This window comes from Chitinophaga sp., assembly GCF_036569125.1.
Taxonomy (GTDB): Bacteria; Bacteroidota; Bacteroidia; order Chitinophagales; family Chitinophagaceae; genus Chitinophaga.
In genome coordinates, this window is the sequence record NZ_DATCRF010000719.1 from 1 (window position 1) to 15663 (window position 15663).

9 protein-coding genes are annotated in these 15663 nt (G+C 48.0%); 2 read left to right on the forward strand and 7 right to left on the reverse strand.

All coding sequences use genetic code 11. From position 1 onward, the window contains the following. Positions 1-1943: ATP-dependent DNA helicase (locus VIM87_RS26640; RefSeq protein WP_331999929.1), on the reverse strand; the 1943-nt coding region annotated here is incomplete at its 3' end. Between the two features lie 228 nt (positions 1944-2171). On the opposite strand from VIM87_RS26640, the gene VIM87_RS26645 reads away from it, so the two are divergent. Continuing rightward, positions 2172-3179 carry an AraC family transcriptional regulator gene (locus VIM87_RS26645; protein WP_331999930.1) on the forward strand — a complete coding sequence of 336 codons (1008 nt, stop codon included), beginning with the start codon at positions 2172-2174 and terminating at the stop codon, positions 3177-3179. Between the two features lie 264 nt (positions 3180-3443). Here the strand turns inward: VIM87_RS26645 and VIM87_RS26650 are convergent, their stop codons facing one another. Beyond that, the gene (locus VIM87_RS26650) at positions 3444-5345 is read right to left on the reverse strand and encodes an SPFH domain-containing protein (protein ID WP_331999931.1); all 1902 of its coding nucleotides are present in this window, start codon (positions 5343-5345) and stop codon (positions 3444-3446) included. A 393-nt stretch (positions 5346-5738) separates the two neighbouring features. Between VIM87_RS26650 and VIM87_RS26655 the strand changes: the two genes are divergently transcribed. Beyond that, positions 5739-7520: a hybrid sensor histidine kinase/response regulator gene (locus tag VIM87_RS26655; RefSeq protein ID WP_331999932.1), complete on the forward strand. Its 1782-nt coding sequence runs from the start codon at positions 5739-5741 to the stop codon at positions 7518-7520. On the opposite strand, the gene VIM87_RS26660 is transcribed toward VIM87_RS26655, so the two are convergent. The 5 genes from VIM87_RS26660 to VIM87_RS26680 form a co-directional block, all read right to left on the reverse strand. Further along, positions 7521-8495: a terpene synthase family protein gene (locus VIM87_RS26660; RefSeq protein WP_331999933.1), complete on the reverse strand. Its 975-nt coding sequence runs from the start codon at positions 8493-8495 to the stop codon at positions 7521-7523. Positions 8496-8818: 323 nt separating this feature from the next. Next, positions 8819-9892 carry a hypothetical protein gene (locus tag VIM87_RS26665; protein WP_331999934.1) on the reverse strand — a complete coding sequence of 358 codons (1074 nt, stop codon included), beginning with the start codon at positions 9890-9892 and terminating at the stop codon, positions 8819-8821. A 64-nt stretch (positions 9893-9956) separates the two neighbouring features. Further along, the gene (locus VIM87_RS26670) at positions 9957-10214 is read right to left on the reverse strand and encodes a hypothetical protein (RefSeq protein ID WP_331999935.1); all 258 of its coding nucleotides are present in this window, start codon (positions 10212-10214) and stop codon (positions 9957-9959) included. Positions 10215-10488: 274 nt separating this feature from the next. After that, the gene (locus tag VIM87_RS26675; RefSeq protein WP_331999936.1) at positions 10489-11934 is read right to left on the reverse strand and encodes a RagB/SusD family nutrient uptake outer membrane protein; all 1446 of its coding nucleotides are present in this window, start codon (positions 11932-11934) and stop codon (positions 10489-10491) included. Positions 11935-11945: 11 nt separating this feature from the next. Further along, entirely contained in the window at positions 11946-15200 is a 3255-nt protein-coding gene (locus VIM87_RS26680) for a SusC/RagA family TonB-linked outer membrane protein (protein ID WP_331999937.1), read from the reverse strand. Positions 15201-15663 lie beyond the last annotated feature (463 nt).

The window sequence follows — 15663 nt, forward strand, 5'->3', positions numbered from 1 at the left end:
CTTTTACCTCCCAGGTACAGCTCCAGGCTGCCGCGGCGGCTGCTGCCCACTTCTGCTTTCTGTTTTCCCGGTTTGGCGGCAGTGGTTTGGTTACGCAGCTGGCTATGATCTGTTAAGCCGGCATTAAAGGTAGTATCGCAATAGCTGGCCTGCCATACCTGCTGCAGCTTTAGCCACAGCGCGGCTTCCAGGGTTTCCAGCTGGTCCTGGTACTTACGTTGTTTAGCGCCTTTTACAGTGGCCTTATGCTCCTGCAGGGGTTTGATCAGCTCATCATACACCGCCTGCGTAAAATAACCAATGGCTTTATTCATGCGCTCCTGTATGGGCGATGGATCAGCAGTTTGCACTACCACATCCAGCAGGCTGCCCAGCTGCTGGCGGAACTTCTGTGCTACCTCCTGCTGGCGTACAGCCTTTTGCAGCAGGGTGTTGTTCAGCAACAGCGCAGCTTCCATATCCGGCAGCTTTTTGCCCGGCAGCCAGGCGGCATGCGCCTGTAAAGCCAGCAGCAATTTTTGCCAGTTAAATACCTGCTTTAAGCTGTTTGACCAGAATACGCGCCGTTCCATATCCAGCAGCACTTCCAGCTCATTGGCCGCATTTTCCTTAGCGGCAAAAGCTATCACCTGCTCATCATTCCGGATAGCGGCGGCATGAATGCGGGAATGCAGCACCAGCCCTTCCAGCGAGGTACAGCGGCTTAGCGCCACGTATACCTGCCCGGGCGCAAAGGCGCTGCCGGCATCAATAATGGCCTTTTCAAACGTGAGGCCCTGGCTTTTGTGAATGGTAATGGCCCAGGCCAGGCGGATAGGATACTGTGTGAAGCTGCCCAGCTCCTCTTCTTCTATACGGTTATCGGCTTTATTATGCGTGTAGCGGATGTTGCGCCAGGTTTCCTTTTCCAGCTGCAGGTCTTCCCCGCTGCCGGCCAGGGTAACAATGATGCGGTCTTTATCAATAGACTTTACCGTGGCTATTTTACCGTTGTAGTAACGTTTTACTTCTGCCAGATCGTTCTTAATGAACATTACCTGCGCGCCGGGTTTCAGCTGCAGCACCAGCTCTGTGGGCAGGGCTTTATCACTGAAATCACCTTCTACGGTGCCTTCAAAACGGTGAATAGGCCCGGGCACGGCGGCCAGGCGGCTGGCATTAATTTCATCGGCCCGGCGGTTATGCGTGGTTAGTACAATATACTGCTGCTCCTGGCCGGTAAAGGATGGCTGATAGCGCTGGTTCAGCAATTCCAGCTGTGCTGCGGTAGCGGTATTATTACGGATGCCGTTCAGCAGGTCAATAAAAGCGGCTTCATTTTGCCGGTAGATCTTTTTCAGCTCCACGTACAAGGGCGGCGCTTCTTCCAGCACCTTGGCATGAAAGAAGAATACACCGGCATAATGTTCTTTTAGTATCTGCCATTCGGAATCCGGCACTACGGGCGGCAGCTGGAACAGGTCGCCGATAAACAGCACCTGCACCCCGCCAAAAGGCAACAGGGGCTGGTTGCGGAAATGGCGTAAAATAGCGTCTATAGCATCCAGTGAATCGGCCCGCACCATGCTCACCTCATCAATGATCAGCAGCTCCAGGTCGCGCAGGATCTCTTTTTTATCATGATTAAAACGAATGCTGCGGAACAGCGCATGCCGGTCCATGCTTACATCATCATCCTGCCCAAAACCTCTTTTGGTACCGGGTATGAACGGGCCAAAGGGCAGCTGGAAAAATGAGTGCATGGTAACGCCGCCGGCATTAATGGCGGCTACACCTGTAGGGGCTATCACTACCGTGTTCTTGGCAGTGTACTCCCTGATATGTTTCAGGAAAGTGGTTTTACCTGTGCCGGCTTTACCGGTTAAAAAGATATGGCGGTTGGTTTGCTGTATAAAGTCTGCCGCCAGTTGAAACATGGTGTTGCTGCTATCTGTTGGGGGCATAAATAAAAATGTAAAGCGGCGAAGATAGCGAAAAAAAACGTTTGGCAGGCTGTTCAGACTTTGGCATGATTTTTTGTTATCAGGGTTGTAATTTGTAATTGTAAGCCAACTATTTACAAACTTTTCCCGCCTATAACCATTCACCCTCTTTTATAATTGTTTTTAACATACCGGCCATTTAACCGGTGATGCCAACTTGTATTTTGTTAATTGTTGTAATGACGGTGCATGAAGGATAAACTTTTCACCATATCTTTTTCACCCGGACCTGTAAAACGCCTGCTGGCGCAGCTGGCAGCGGCTTTTGAACCTTATGGCAAAAGCACAGTGAAGGCGGAGCATAACCGTATTTACCTGCCGCAGGCACTGGGTAACGGTTTTATTGAATGCCGGGAGCTGTTTAACGGCCTCTCCTGCCTGTTATTTGATGTGAGCTGGCAGCAGCAGGCATTACTGGTATGCCCGGTGCAAAAAAAGGAGCAGTACTATATAAGCGGCTGCCGTTATGGCTTTCAGCAGCCTTATTTTACAGATGTCAACCATACGGGGCAAGACCTTTCCATTCACAGCGACAGCCTTTTTGTATACAGCACACAGCTAAGCAGCAGCTTTCTTTTCCCGGCAGGCCAACGGCAACGGGTATATGTAATGATCATGACGCACAGCTTTGCCATGGAGGAGCTACGTATGGCTGCCGGGGCACAGCCCTTTAGCAGCATTATACCACTGCCATTAAGCGTACAGCACCGTATGGATCAAACCTTTGAGCAGCTAAGCGAAGGCTCCAACGCTGCTTTCATTCAGCGGCCTGCGCTGATCAGCGCAGCCTATCACCTGCTGCACCAATGGCACCTGCACTTTTTTACGACAGAAGAACAGCAGGAAGCTTATAACGATACCAACCTGCAGGATGTAATAAGGGTGAAAGACCTTTACGTGAGCGATTTTGGCGCCCCTCCCCTTACGGTGGAAGAGCTGGCACGCATGTGCAACATGAGCGTTACAAAATTCAAGAGCGTGTTTAAGTCCATGTTCGGGATGAGCTGTTACCAATACTACCAGGCGCAGCGTATGGAGTATGCCAAACAGCTGCTGGGCAGGCAGCAGCACCCTATCAAGGAAATATCCTACATGACCGGTTTTCAGAACACTGCCAACTTTACACGTTCTTTTAAAAAAGCATTTGACATATTGCCAAGGGATTTTCAGAGAGTAGTACGGAATATGGAACAGTAAAAAAAATGGAGGTAATAAAAATTACCTCCCGTACATTTTCAGTTCTAATCTGTAATAACAATTAAACACCCCTGCTTTGCAGGGAGTCGCTTTGGCGCTAAAATAATTAACACGATGCTTTCCGAATTGCCTATTCAGGCATAATTACAGTTCATTCAGTCATTATAATTAATAATTAAGAATGAATAATTAATAATCGCAGGGCGTGTACTTCACGTGAACACTGGCCTCCGTTATTATTAATTATTAATTATTCATTCTTAATTATTCATTGCTTTTGCGGTGGCGCAGCTGCTCAAGCAGCTGCAGGCCCAGCAACCCGCTGATAGGGCCGCCGCCGTTATCGCCGCCATTGATCAGCACATCCGGCATAATGCGTACGTGCTGCTCGCCAATGGATTCCATTACTTTCAGCTGCGTAAAGTTATCGCCGCCCATAGCTTCTACGGCCAGGCGGTATGCTTCTGCGCTGGATTTACCAATGGCCAGGATCTTTTCCGCCTCTGCATTACCGGTGCGGGATATTTTTTCTGCATCGGCTACGGCTATCCATTCCGTACGCTCTGCTTCTGCTTTAGCCAGCAGCCTTACCTTTTCCGCTTCACCACCGGCCAGCAGCTTTAAACGGTCGGCTTCTGCATTCGCCTGCAAACGCACACTGTTGGCGTCACCGGTGGCTTTCTTTACAGATGCATCGGCTATTCTTTCCGCGATCAGTACACCCTGGTCGGCCTTCACAATCTCTTTCTGCATTTCTGCAATGGCGGTTTCTTTTTCCAGGGTCTGGCGGGTTTCCTGCGCCTTCATCTGTGTTTCGTAAGTTACTTTCTGCTCTTCGGCCAGCTTACGGTCTGTTAAGGTTTTCATCAGGCTTTCCGGCGGCACAATGTCGCCTATCAGCGTATCCACACCATGCACATTATATTGCTCCAATACGCGGCCAATATGGTTCTTGGCGCTCTCCTGCCGTTCCTTACGGCTTTTCAGGAAGTCGATGGCATCTGCATCCTGGGCGGAGTTACGGAAATAGTTACCAATAGTAGGTTCCAGCACCTGTGTTACCAGGTTGCTCATGTTACCGAAACGCGCAATTACCTTGGGCGCTTCTGTGGTGGGTATGTGAATGATCTGGGCTACGTCCAGGTTAAAAGTAAAACCGTCTTTACTACGCACCGTAATGGTAGAAAGGTTTTTATCCAGCTGATGCGCTTCACTGCGGGCAGCGGCCCAGTTCAGCACCAGGTTGGTGGTAGGCACCATTTCAATTTTCATGATGTACGGGTTTATGGGATACTTACCGGGGCCTAACGGTTCCGCCCATACGCCTTTATGGCCCTTGGCCACGATATTACCATGTTTGAACTCCACACCGCTCAGGTCTTCGCCCTCCTGGCCCACAAAGGAGATCACTACGCCTACATGCCCGATGGGGATTTCCGTCATACGCACCATTTCCACCTTGGCAAACCAGGGGTTCAGGAAGTACGAGCCGGCCAGCATTACCTGCTCCTGCAGGCCTTTGTAGCCGCCGTTCTCCAGGAAGGTATCCACATCCTGGAACTTGTTATGCGCGGCAATAGCCTTACCTGCTATCTGCCCGTCCTCAATGGCCTTACCTTCCAGCGTGGTTACAATGCCTACTGCATTTTCAGGTATGCTTACCATATCTGTTATTTCCAGCTCAAATAAAAAGGTGTTGATACGGTAAGAGCCGGGTGTGATAATGGCTGTTTGCCGGCCTTTGCGGCCGCCGTTCTCCAGGAAAGCGCGCGCATCCTGGAACGCATCGCAGGGAACCTTGCGGGCCAGTATGGCGCCGGTTTCCAGCTCTCCGCCGTCTTTTGCCAGCACCAGGCCAATTTTGCCGGTAGGTATAATAGTAAAGGATTGAAAAGTAACGGCATACTGCCAGATCCATTTCCAGAAGTATACGCCGGGGGCCAGTGTCTGCGCCTGGAAACCGGCTTCACCATTCAGCGCAATAATGCGGCCTTCCGGCAGCTCCTGCTTACCAAACAGTACAAACTTTTTAGTGACCAGGCCTATACGGTCTTCCGGTACTATTACGACACCAAAGAATACCCGCAAAATAAGGCGGTAAAAAACAAGGCATAGTAAGGGTATGCCGATGAGCATCACCCATCTGATGATTTCTGTGTTTTGCATTTTGATTAGGGATTTATGATAATTGTGATGTTACCACCAGCCGCCGCAAAGCAGTAGCTTAAGCAGTAAAAGGTACAGGTACGTACAAGCACATAATGCCTGATATACGATACGGGAGCCTTTGCTGTTTATTTAAACGATAGCCGGGGGCGGTGAAGTGTTGAAGTGTGAGGCAACAAAAACTTTAAAGAAGCTGATCGAATGATCGTCTGTTTTCATTTTAGGTTGTAATTATTATTACCACACAAAGTTTATACTTTTTTTTGATCTGCGCAAGAATTAACAGAAATAATATTTGGAAAAATATTAATTTACATATAACCTGCAATCAGCACAACAGTTACTATCACAATACGTTAGATGTTCAACTAACCACCCTCATAAAGTATCCTTATGAATAACCATTTCTACAACTTTTCCCAAAAGGGATTCACCAAACTAAAAGCACTGGCAAGGCCCCTGGCACGCTGGTTAGCCCCACTCTACAAGCCCATCCTGTTAACCGGCACCACAGGTCTTCCTGAAGAAGCAGGCAAAAGAGTAATGATCGTGAACGGCATTTGCATGGTCACCGCATTCCTGGCTTTTACTATCGGCAACCTGTTTTACATTTTTGGCGGTTTAATAAAAGTAGAGATCCCCGCCATGATCGAAGGCCTGCTATTCTGTGCCGTTATTTTCCTGAATAAAAAACGTTTATACGGCGCGGCCAGCATCAGCGTGCTGGTGGTGCACTGTGCCTGCGCGCTTTACTTTGGCGTGTTGCTTGGACAGCTGATCAACATTTCACTGATCGTTGTATTCCTGTGCGGAATCTGCTTCCTGGTGTATTCAAAAATAAAACAGCAGATCATTGGCGTATGCGCTACCCTGCTTACACTGCTGTTGCTGGAGCTGAATTTTTATTATAAGGTATTTGATCCCCTGCCGCTTTCACTGCAGCAACAGTTCCTGCTGCGTTGGATTGCGCTGCCCAGCTTCCTGTTATTTGATATGATCGTAATGATCTATTATGTGCGGGAGAATAAGGCATTATACAACCGGCTGAAAATGTTCGTGTACAAAGTATCGCACGAAATACGCAACCAGCTGAATGCTATGGCCCTGGTAGCACAGCTGATAAAAAGGGAAATAAAGCTGGATGATCACCTGAAGAAAATAGAGCCTTATGTGGATCTGCTGCTAACGGCCATCCATAACATGCGGAATGTAATAAATAATGTGCTGGATGTGGCGCAGATAGAATCCGGCAGGGATGATGCTACGGAAGATGATACTTTTTCCTTACGCTCCCTCATTAAAAAGATCATTAACCTGAATAAGGTAAGCGCCCGCTCACGCGGTCTGCAGCTGGAGCTAAGCATAACACCGGATATGCCGGATGTGCTGGTAACAGATACGCTGAAGCTTACCATGATCGTTACCAACCTGCTGGGCAATGCTATTAAATATGCTGATAAGAACAGCACCGTTACCTTACACATCAGCCGCCAGGGCAGCCAGTTTGCCATGACGTTCAGCAACCATTGCCCGGATATTTCCCTGGAAAGACAGGCAGTGCTGTTTGAAATGTACACCACCGGCAAACGGGGTAAGCACATGGAAGGCACCGGGCTGGGACTGTACATTACCCGTAATAAAACAGAAGACCTGGGCGGTAAAATAAAACTCCATAGCCAGGGCGGATGCACCACCTTTACGGTTACGTTACCGCTAAAAGAAGGTAAGATAGAAGATATTGAAGAAGAAGTAACGGAAGCCGGCATTGACCTGAGCAGCATTCACATACTGCTGGCTGATGATAATGAAATGAACAATATGCTGTTCTCCAAATACCTGACCCTGTATGGCTGCGCTGTTACCTGCGCTACTTCCGGGCGGGAGGTGCTGGATCACCTGGAAAAGGCCAAGCGCCTGCCGGAGCTCATTATCCTCGACCACCAGATGCCGGAGCTGGATGGGGAACAAACCTTGCTTTTATTGAAAAAGAACTCCGCTTTTCAACACATACCGGTGCTGATCTGCACCGGCGGAACGGAATCTGAAAGATCACTGATGGCTGCCGGCGCTGCCGCCATTATTCTGAAACCCATTGATCCCCGCTCCCTGTTCAGGGAAATAAGCCAGCATCTACCTCATATAGACGAGGTAAACACCGGCTTATCCGGCGATTGATTACGCGTTCAGGGACTGCCCTTGTTTCAGGTCTTTTGACGGATGCCCGCCTGTTTTATAACGTTCGGTGAAAACATGCGTCCAGTGCAGATAGCCATGGATCATCAGCGCCAGGTTCTCCACATAGTTAACCACTGGTGCGGCATACAATCCAAAATCAGGCAGGGCCTGTTTTAAGAGGCAGAAAGTGGCCACATCCTGGTCATGCACCTCTACGGCAGCAGCATATGCGGCTTCCATAGAGCAGTTACGTTCATGCTGCAGTACCAGTACTAAGTTCAGTACATCATTGCCTTTTTCCAGGTGTGCGGAAAAGTAGTCGTTGGACCATGAGAGGATGCGGCAGGTAAGCTGCGCCAAACGTTGCAGCACCGGGTGCTCCAGCACGCCGGAAGGCAGTATTTCACCGGTAATGGCCTGCGCCAGGTCTACCAGCGGGTATACATTCACGGCTTTTTCCCGGATGCCTACAAATTCGTCAAAAGCGGGGAACTGCATGCTTTTGCGGTAAGGTATTTCCTGCTGTATGCCTTCAAAATAAATGGTAAGGCTGTTGCAGAAACGTTGCAGCCAGGCTTCGGAGCCGGTGGCCAGCAGATCCTGCCGCAGCTGGGGCAGCTCCCGGTACAGGACCTCCCCGGGGTGTACCGGCGCGCCGTTCAGGATGGCCAGGGAGCGCCGGTGAATGGCCTGCAGCTCCTCTACGGTGGCATATTCAAAAGTATCGTCTATCATAAAGGCCCAGATGTAAAAGCGGCATACCGTGGTTAGCTGGGCTTCATTAGCGCGGGGGAACATACAGCCGCCGGCATGGCCTACGCCGGTATGCAGGTATTTCTGTTTTGCTTTTTCGGGCAGGTAGCTGTACGGGCCGGCCAGCCATTCCTTAATCTTTTCTTCCATACTGTTAGCATATGGGTTAGTGGCATAGCCAAACGGATAATGCAGTGCATTTACATTCCATGCATTTCTCATAAGAGGGTGTTTTTTTATGGTTTGAAATGAAGCGGGTTAGTTTTATGGCATTTGAGTAGAATAAAACAGCATAGCTATACGGTCCCGGGAAGGAGGTCCCCGGAACTGCGCCAGTTCAACGATCCACATAACTTAATTGATTTTAATTCCCTTACGTATTGTTAACCATTAGTTAATGCAAAAGAAGGTACGCAATTCTGTACGGAAATTCGTTAGTGCTGCAGTGACTGCGGTGTGATTGCAGACAACAAAAAAGCCGGATAAAGATCCGGCTTCTTATCTACGCTACTTCAGCTTAGATCCGCTCTGTTAAAAGCGGGGACCTAAAAATTTAGCCTGAACGTATACACGTAGTGGTCATATAACGCGACCAATGTTTTATTGAACACCCGGAAGCTGCGTATTTTCTTTTCTCCCAGGTTTGGCAGGTAAAAACTGAAATGATAAGTACCGTCTTTCAATGAATACACATCTATTACAGACACCTTATCAAATTCTTCTTTACGTTCATTGTTGGCCATCAATTTTGAGTTTACATACAGCCACTGGCTATCCATACAGCTTAAGCGGTTCACCACGCCGGAGGGCGAGGATACGGTGCTTTTGCCAATGTCTTCCATGGCGGCTACCTTGATGTGGGCATGGGCGGTTGTGTCAATAGTGCGGCCTTTGTATAGTACGTTCAGGTTAGTGTCCATACACAAAAACTGGTTACGGTAGTAGTACACGTACATGAGTTTTGCCGTATTAGGCTCGTAGCTCAGTACACCATCTGTGCAGAACACACCGTCTATCTGCTTCTCCAGCAACGGCGGAGATGGCCGCAGGTAGGCCGTTTCCGAAGTACGTTTAACCAGTATGTTCTGTTGCCAGGCGCTGTCATAGGTCCGCATGATAAAAGAGGCGGGGGATAATGGCCGGGCATTAAAGAACTGGCGGCGCCCTTCGGGCAAACGGCTGAGGAGCGTGTCAGGCAGCAGCGTGTGCAATAAAGTACCCTGCAGGCCAGCCATCATATAAAGGTGCGGTGAGTCGATCTCAATGGTAACCGGTCCGGCCAGCCTTGTTTCCGGCGGCAATGTTAACCACATATGCCCTGTATCTGACAACGCATAATCGGTGGTCAGGATAAAGGTGGCAGCTGTAGCATTGCCCAGGAAAATACGGGTAGGTGTAGCTCCTGCAATGTAGAAGGAGTTATACTTAACATCCAGTATTTTTTCCGGAACGGCACGGTGCGGCGGAATAAGCCGGATGAAACCATTGGGCCGGTGGTTAATTTTATCTGATGCAACGTAGAGCCCCCATATAGCTGCAATGCTTAGCAGAAAACAGGCAATAGCAATTCCTATCCTTCCCCGGCGACGCCGGAGTAAGCGAAACAGACGTTTGAACATAATACCTTAGTTTATAACCCCACTATTGCCATAGGTGATTATCTAATTTGCCCATGCTGATCAGTTACAGCCGGTAGAACGGCGTAACGCAGGTAGTACCCTGGTAATAAGTAACTGTACGGCTGCCTATAATGGAAGAGCAGATAGTACCTGTATTTTCGGTACTACAGTCTGCAGGCAGGGATTGCGGAAAAAGGCATTGTGACCCCGACGCCGTATCCGTGTATCGTACATTAATTCTGCGGGCATTCGCTTTTGTAACAAATGCACCGATAGCTACCAGCGCCAATGTGCAGGCGGTTAAAATTACTTTCTTTTTCATGCTGAAGGACCTTGGTTGAAAAAGTTTTTGTGTTGTTCCCAAATTTTCGCAGGTTTTTGGATATCCCTGTTTCTTTGATTTATTAAATGAGATGTGAAATGCTTAGTGGCATATAAGCAAAAGAAGTGGCAAGGCTGTGTCTCCCCAACGATTAATTTTTTCACCTAACAATCTGTATTTGTGTGTCTTTTTGTAACCCGCTTCCCCCCGGGGCTGGTATACCAGCAATATTTTTATAATATATGGCTAATCTACAAGTATCTTCGGTTTTTTCCTAATTGTACCCCTGATTTTGGGTTAAATTTTTGTTTAAGATCAGTTCATTTTGAGGGATAGGATAAAGTGTGTCCATAGGCTGCCAACCCGGCGCCTTTTCATTGTTCAGTATTGTATTGGCCTGGCCGGTGCGTTTCAGATCCAGCCAGCGGTGTCCCCATTCAGTAAATAATTCTACCTGCCGCTCATGGGCAATGGCGCTCAATAAGGCCGGTTCATTGCTGGCAGTAGTGCCCGGCAGGCCGGCACGCCGGCGGATGAGATCAATATCTTCTTTTGCACCATCGAGATTGCCCAGGTGTACACGGGCTTCTGCCCGTACCAGGTATTGTTCCGCCAGGCGGAGCACCATAGATGCTTCACTAATAGCTGTATCGCTCTTGATCTTATATTTATAAGGGAAATAATACTTTCCCCCAGCGCCCACTGTAATACTACCTACCCAGCTGCTCCGGCGCTGATCGCCATCTTCAAATCCATTTAATAAAGAGCTGCTTAAGACCGAAGAATTGGTTTCCCCGGTAGCAGGCGCCCTTGTAAGGATGAAGTTCTTGCCCTCCCAGGTATTTACGCCTGCGCTGTTGGATAATAATTGCCAGATGGCTTCATTGCTCTTTATAAGAAATACCTTATCCAGCGATTCCTCCAGCTGATAAGTGCTTGTATTATTGATCACTTTCCCAGCCTGCGTTGCCGCTGCCTCCCACTTACCGGCATATAAATAAACCCTGGCCAGGAAAGCGGTGGCAGCCCATTTATTCGGGCGCACTCTTTCTGTATTATCGGGCAGCAATGACTGCGCTTCCACCAGGTCGGCAGTAATATGGTCATAAACTGTTGTTCTCAATTGCCGGTAACTCACTATGTTCTTGGTGTAATCTGTTACTTCCAGGTAAGGTATATCACCAAATAAGTTAACCAGGTAAAAATGACAAAAAGCCCGTATAAACAAGCCCTCCCCTCTCAGCCGCGCCTTTGTTCCTGCACTTACCCCCTGGGATTTTTCCAGCCCTTCCAGCAATAAATTGGCGGCGTAAATGTAGTGATAGCCTTCATCCCATAACTGGTTCTCCACCACCGAGTTATTACTGTTCAGGCTATTTTCATAAAACTCCCGCGGCACTGTTAAGCTGGAATAATTTTGCAGCTCGTCGGCAGACAGCGCACTTAAAAAAGTAATGCTCCTGGAATTACCACTGGCAAAACCTTTACTGCTGATCATATCTCCATAAATGCCAATTACAGCAGATGTTGCATTGGCGTCACTGGTAAAAACAGTGGTTGGTGTTGTTTCCGTAGGCGGTACCGGTACTTCTATCAGTTTTTTACAGCCGCTTATAACAACAGCAAATGCCAACATCAGAACACCTGCAACAGCGCTATTCTTCCAGGATTTTCCTGCAAAAAGCAACCAGGGTGTTATGTGCTGTTTTTTTTGCTGCATTATTAATGCTGTTAAAGTACTAATTGTAAACCTAATGTCCATATCCTTAAAGGTGGATATATTTCATAACCACCGGCAGCTTCCGGATCCAGTCCCTTATAACGGGTAAAAGTAAACAGGTTTTGGCCCTGCAAATACAAGCGGGTGCTTTGCAAATGTGCGCTACGCATCCATTTTTCCGGTAAGTGGTAGCTGAGGCTCAGGTTTTTTAACCGGGCATAGGAAGCATCTGTAATCATAGCATCGCTTCTTTGCATATTCAAATAGGCCGTGTAGGCATTATCCAGCATTTGAGAAAACTGCTGCATCCCATTGTGATTGCCCGCTACCTGCCAACGCCCCAATACTTCTACCGGCTGGTTATCTGCCATGCCCGGCATCAGGTGTGTATACAAAAAATTATAACGGTTCTGTTTTACAAACTGGAACAGCACATCCAGCTGCCAGCCTTTATAGTGCAGGCTATTTTGCAAACCACCGTAAAAAATGCTGCCGGTCCTTTTTGTATAACTGTAATCTTTTGTATACGCTATTATTTTGCCGTCTCCATCCACATCTTCAAATTCATAGAAACCTGTTTTGTCATTCACGCCTTTATAATGAAATCCCTTGATGATGTTCAGGGGCTGCCCCACCGTGAAATAGTTATTATAGGGCGAGTTTTCAAGATTAGGGAATGCAAGCAGCTTGTTATTGGGAATGCTGATATTAAAACTAGTACTCCAGCTGAAATGTTTATGCTTTACATTCACGGTATTCAGCTCAAACTCCCAACCTGTATTTTGCACAACGGCTGGGTAATTATCAATAATAAAATCAAAACCGCTTAAGCCAGACAAGGGATATCTAACCAGCTGATTAGAAGAACGGTTGTGGTAATAGCTGGCCCTGAAAAGCACCTGGTCTTGCCGGAAACCCAGTTCCAGCCCAACTTCCGCCTTTTTGCTCAATTCCCATCCATAATTGGGATTGTATAAACGGGTAGGCGACAAACCTCCCAGGCCCGCATAAGGCGGAGAGGTAGAATAGCTGGCATAATAACCGTAATCTGCTATCTGGTCGTTACCGGTACGGCCGTAGCTGGCGCGCAGCTTACCAAAGCTCAGGAAAGGCAGTGTATTCTCCACCCAATGTTCCCTGGAAAAGATCCAGGCGGCGCCTACTGATCCAAAATTGGCCAGCTGCCTGCCCGGGCCAAAGCGGCTGGAGCCATCCCTTCTACCGGTAAGGTTAACAATGTATTTGCCCTCCCAGTTATAATTAATACGGCCGAACAATGCGTTATAATGGTACTTGTAGTATGATTCTCCCAATTTTTGAATGCTGGAGGCAGCTGTCATGCTTTCCAATAGTTCATCATTGGCGTATCCAAAAGCATAAAATCCATCCTGGCTCCTTATTTCCTGCTGATAGGTTGTACCAACCAATATTTCAAGGTCGCCTTTTGCTACAGGTCTTTTATAAATGAGCTGTGGTTCTATGCTCAGGCTTTTACTGCTGCCATTACCGAAGAATGAATATCCCAGCTGGTTATAGGCGGGGTTAAAAGCGCTTATTGGATTGGGCTGCACCTCATGCATTTCCATCAGGTTATACCCTACGTTTGCCTTTACCTGTAAACCTGGCAGTATATTATAGCTTAGTACTGCATTGGTCATAAGGTTATTGGTCTTGGCCTTATAAGTTTTCAAAAAGGAAGCCATCGGGTTCTCAAAAGTGCCATCCTCCCAATTCAGCTGCCCGTCTTTATAAATTGCCGGCGCAGTGGGCGGCGTTCCTACAAATTCCGACATATCCCTGGCCGGCAAATAGTTCTTATCCGCCACATAGCTGGCGCCTATGGTGAGCTTAAAACGTTTATCGCGGGAAAGCATATTCAGGTTGATACGGCCGGATGCTTTCTGGTAATTAAAATCGCCGGGGTAAATCGTGCTTTCCCTGCGGTAACCGCCGCTGATACGGGCCTGTATGGTAGAGTCGCCGCCGGAAAAGGCAATTTGCCCATCCGTAATTTTTGCGGTCCCTCCCAATAGCTCTTTCTGCCAGTTGGTATAACGGGTGGTATCCCATGAAACTATATCATAATCAGAAGCTTGCGGGATGGTTTTATCATTCTTAAATGCCTCATGGCGCATTTGCAGGTATTGCTGTGTATTCAGATAATTGACGCTATGCCCCATGGCGCCTACGCCACTGTAAATGTTGGCATCCATTTTCATGCGGCCCTGCTTGGCTGCTTTGGTAGTGATAAGTATCACGCCGTTGGCGCCGCGTGATCCGTAAATAGCGGTGGCATCTGCATCTTTCAGCACATCAATGCTGGCAATGTCTGCGATGTTGATCATATTCAAAGGGCTGGAGGCGCCTAATGCGCTAATAGGACCACCTTCCGTGGCTATATTATTCAAAGTGAGCGCCGTACCCGGAAATGGTATGCCATCTACAATATATAAGGGGTTATTACCGGCGGCAATACTGTTACGGCCGCGCAGCTCCACCTTAACTTCTGCTCCCGGCAGGCCGGATGTTTGGGTTATACTGAGCCCGGGTATGCGGCCCTGCATAGCCAGCAAGGGATCGGACACCGGCTGCTGGGCAATATCTTTTGAGGTAACCTCGCTTACCGCGCCGGTAAGATTACGGCGGGTGCTGGTACCATAGGCAATTACCAGCACTTCATCCAGGCCGGTAACGGCGGGGGTCAACTGTACCTTTAAAGTATCATCATCAAATACCTGTACGTCTTTGGGAGCATATCCTATACAGCTGATGCTCAGGACTGTTTTTTTACGGATGCCGGAAAGCAGGAATTTCCCGGCCTCTGAGGTGGAGGCGCCTCTGCGGCCGCCTTTTACAATAACTGAAGCGTTCTGCAAAGGAACGCCGCCTTTATCTGTTACCACACCGGGAATGCTCATGGTAGCTTCATCCGGCATCTGGCCCAGGTCCGGCTCTCCGGGCTTTTTGGGCAAGATCACAAACGTTTCTTCCCGGTAGTACCAGGTGAGGTGCTTTTTCCGGAGCAGGAAGGCCAGCACATTGTCCAGCGGCTCCCGCCTGAATTCTACGGTGATCCTTTCTTCACTGCTCAGCTGTTCATCATTATAGAAAGCCTGCATATGGGTTTGGTCCCATACGACGTTGAAAAAGTCGGCCAGGCGCACGTTTTTCCCAACAAAGGAAATGCGCTTACCTACCGGTTTATATTGTGATTGCGCTTTTAAACCTGGCGACAGTACTGCTAATGCAAAAAATAATGAAAACAAGAATTTATAAGACATAAGCAGGGATCGGCGGTCGTTTTGCATATTTGGGATATGACAACTATTATCGGAAATATATACGAAGTTCACGGCCCTACCTATTTTAAGGTAAGAATGGCCAATGCCCCTGATTAGAAAAATGTGCAGTAAGGACACCTTTTAACAGCTAAATGGTCTACTTTGAAGAAAAATATTCAATTTTTTTTAATATACGCCCTTATTATTTAGCAAAAAAATTTTCAGTAACAACGATGGTTGATTGCCGGTGGTTGATTACTTTTTACCGCGAGATCCAAACTGATATTCAGGCCTTTGTGCCGGCTGCGGTGGTTCTATTCGTGTATAGGGTATGGTACTATGAGGAATGAACGGAGCCGGTTTTCAATACAAAGAAAGCAAAAAAAAATGGTCCGGTAAGAAAATGCTTACCGGACCGGGAAAATTGATAGTTGTGTCGTGTTAAATG

Coding starts and splice junctions, on each gene's coding strand:
- VIM87_RS26675 (WP_331999936.1), bottom strand. CDS start 11,934: ATGCAGCAAAAAAAACAGCACATAACACCCTGGTTGCTTTTTGCAGGA.
- VIM87_RS26645 (WP_331999930.1), top strand. CDS start 2,172: ATGAAGGATAAACTTTTCACCATATCTTTTTCACCCGGACCTGTAAAA.
- VIM87_RS26660 (WP_331999933.1), bottom strand. CDS start 8,495: ATGAGAAATGCATGGAATGTAAATGCACTGCATTATCCGTTTGGCTAT.
- VIM87_RS26650 (WP_331999931.1), bottom strand. CDS start 5,345: ATGCAAAACACAGAAATCATCAGATGGGTGATGCTCATCGGCATACCC.
- VIM87_RS26670 (WP_331999935.1), bottom strand. CDS start 10,214: ATGAAAAAGAAAGTAATTTTAACCGCCTGCACATTGGCGCTGGTAGCT.
- VIM87_RS26655 (WP_331999932.1), top strand. CDS start 5,739: ATGAATAACCATTTCTACAACTTTTCCCAAAAGGGATTCACCAAACTA.
- VIM87_RS26665 (WP_331999934.1), bottom strand. CDS start 9,892: ATGTTCAAACGTCTGTTTCGCTTACTCCGGCGTCGCCGGGGAAGGATA.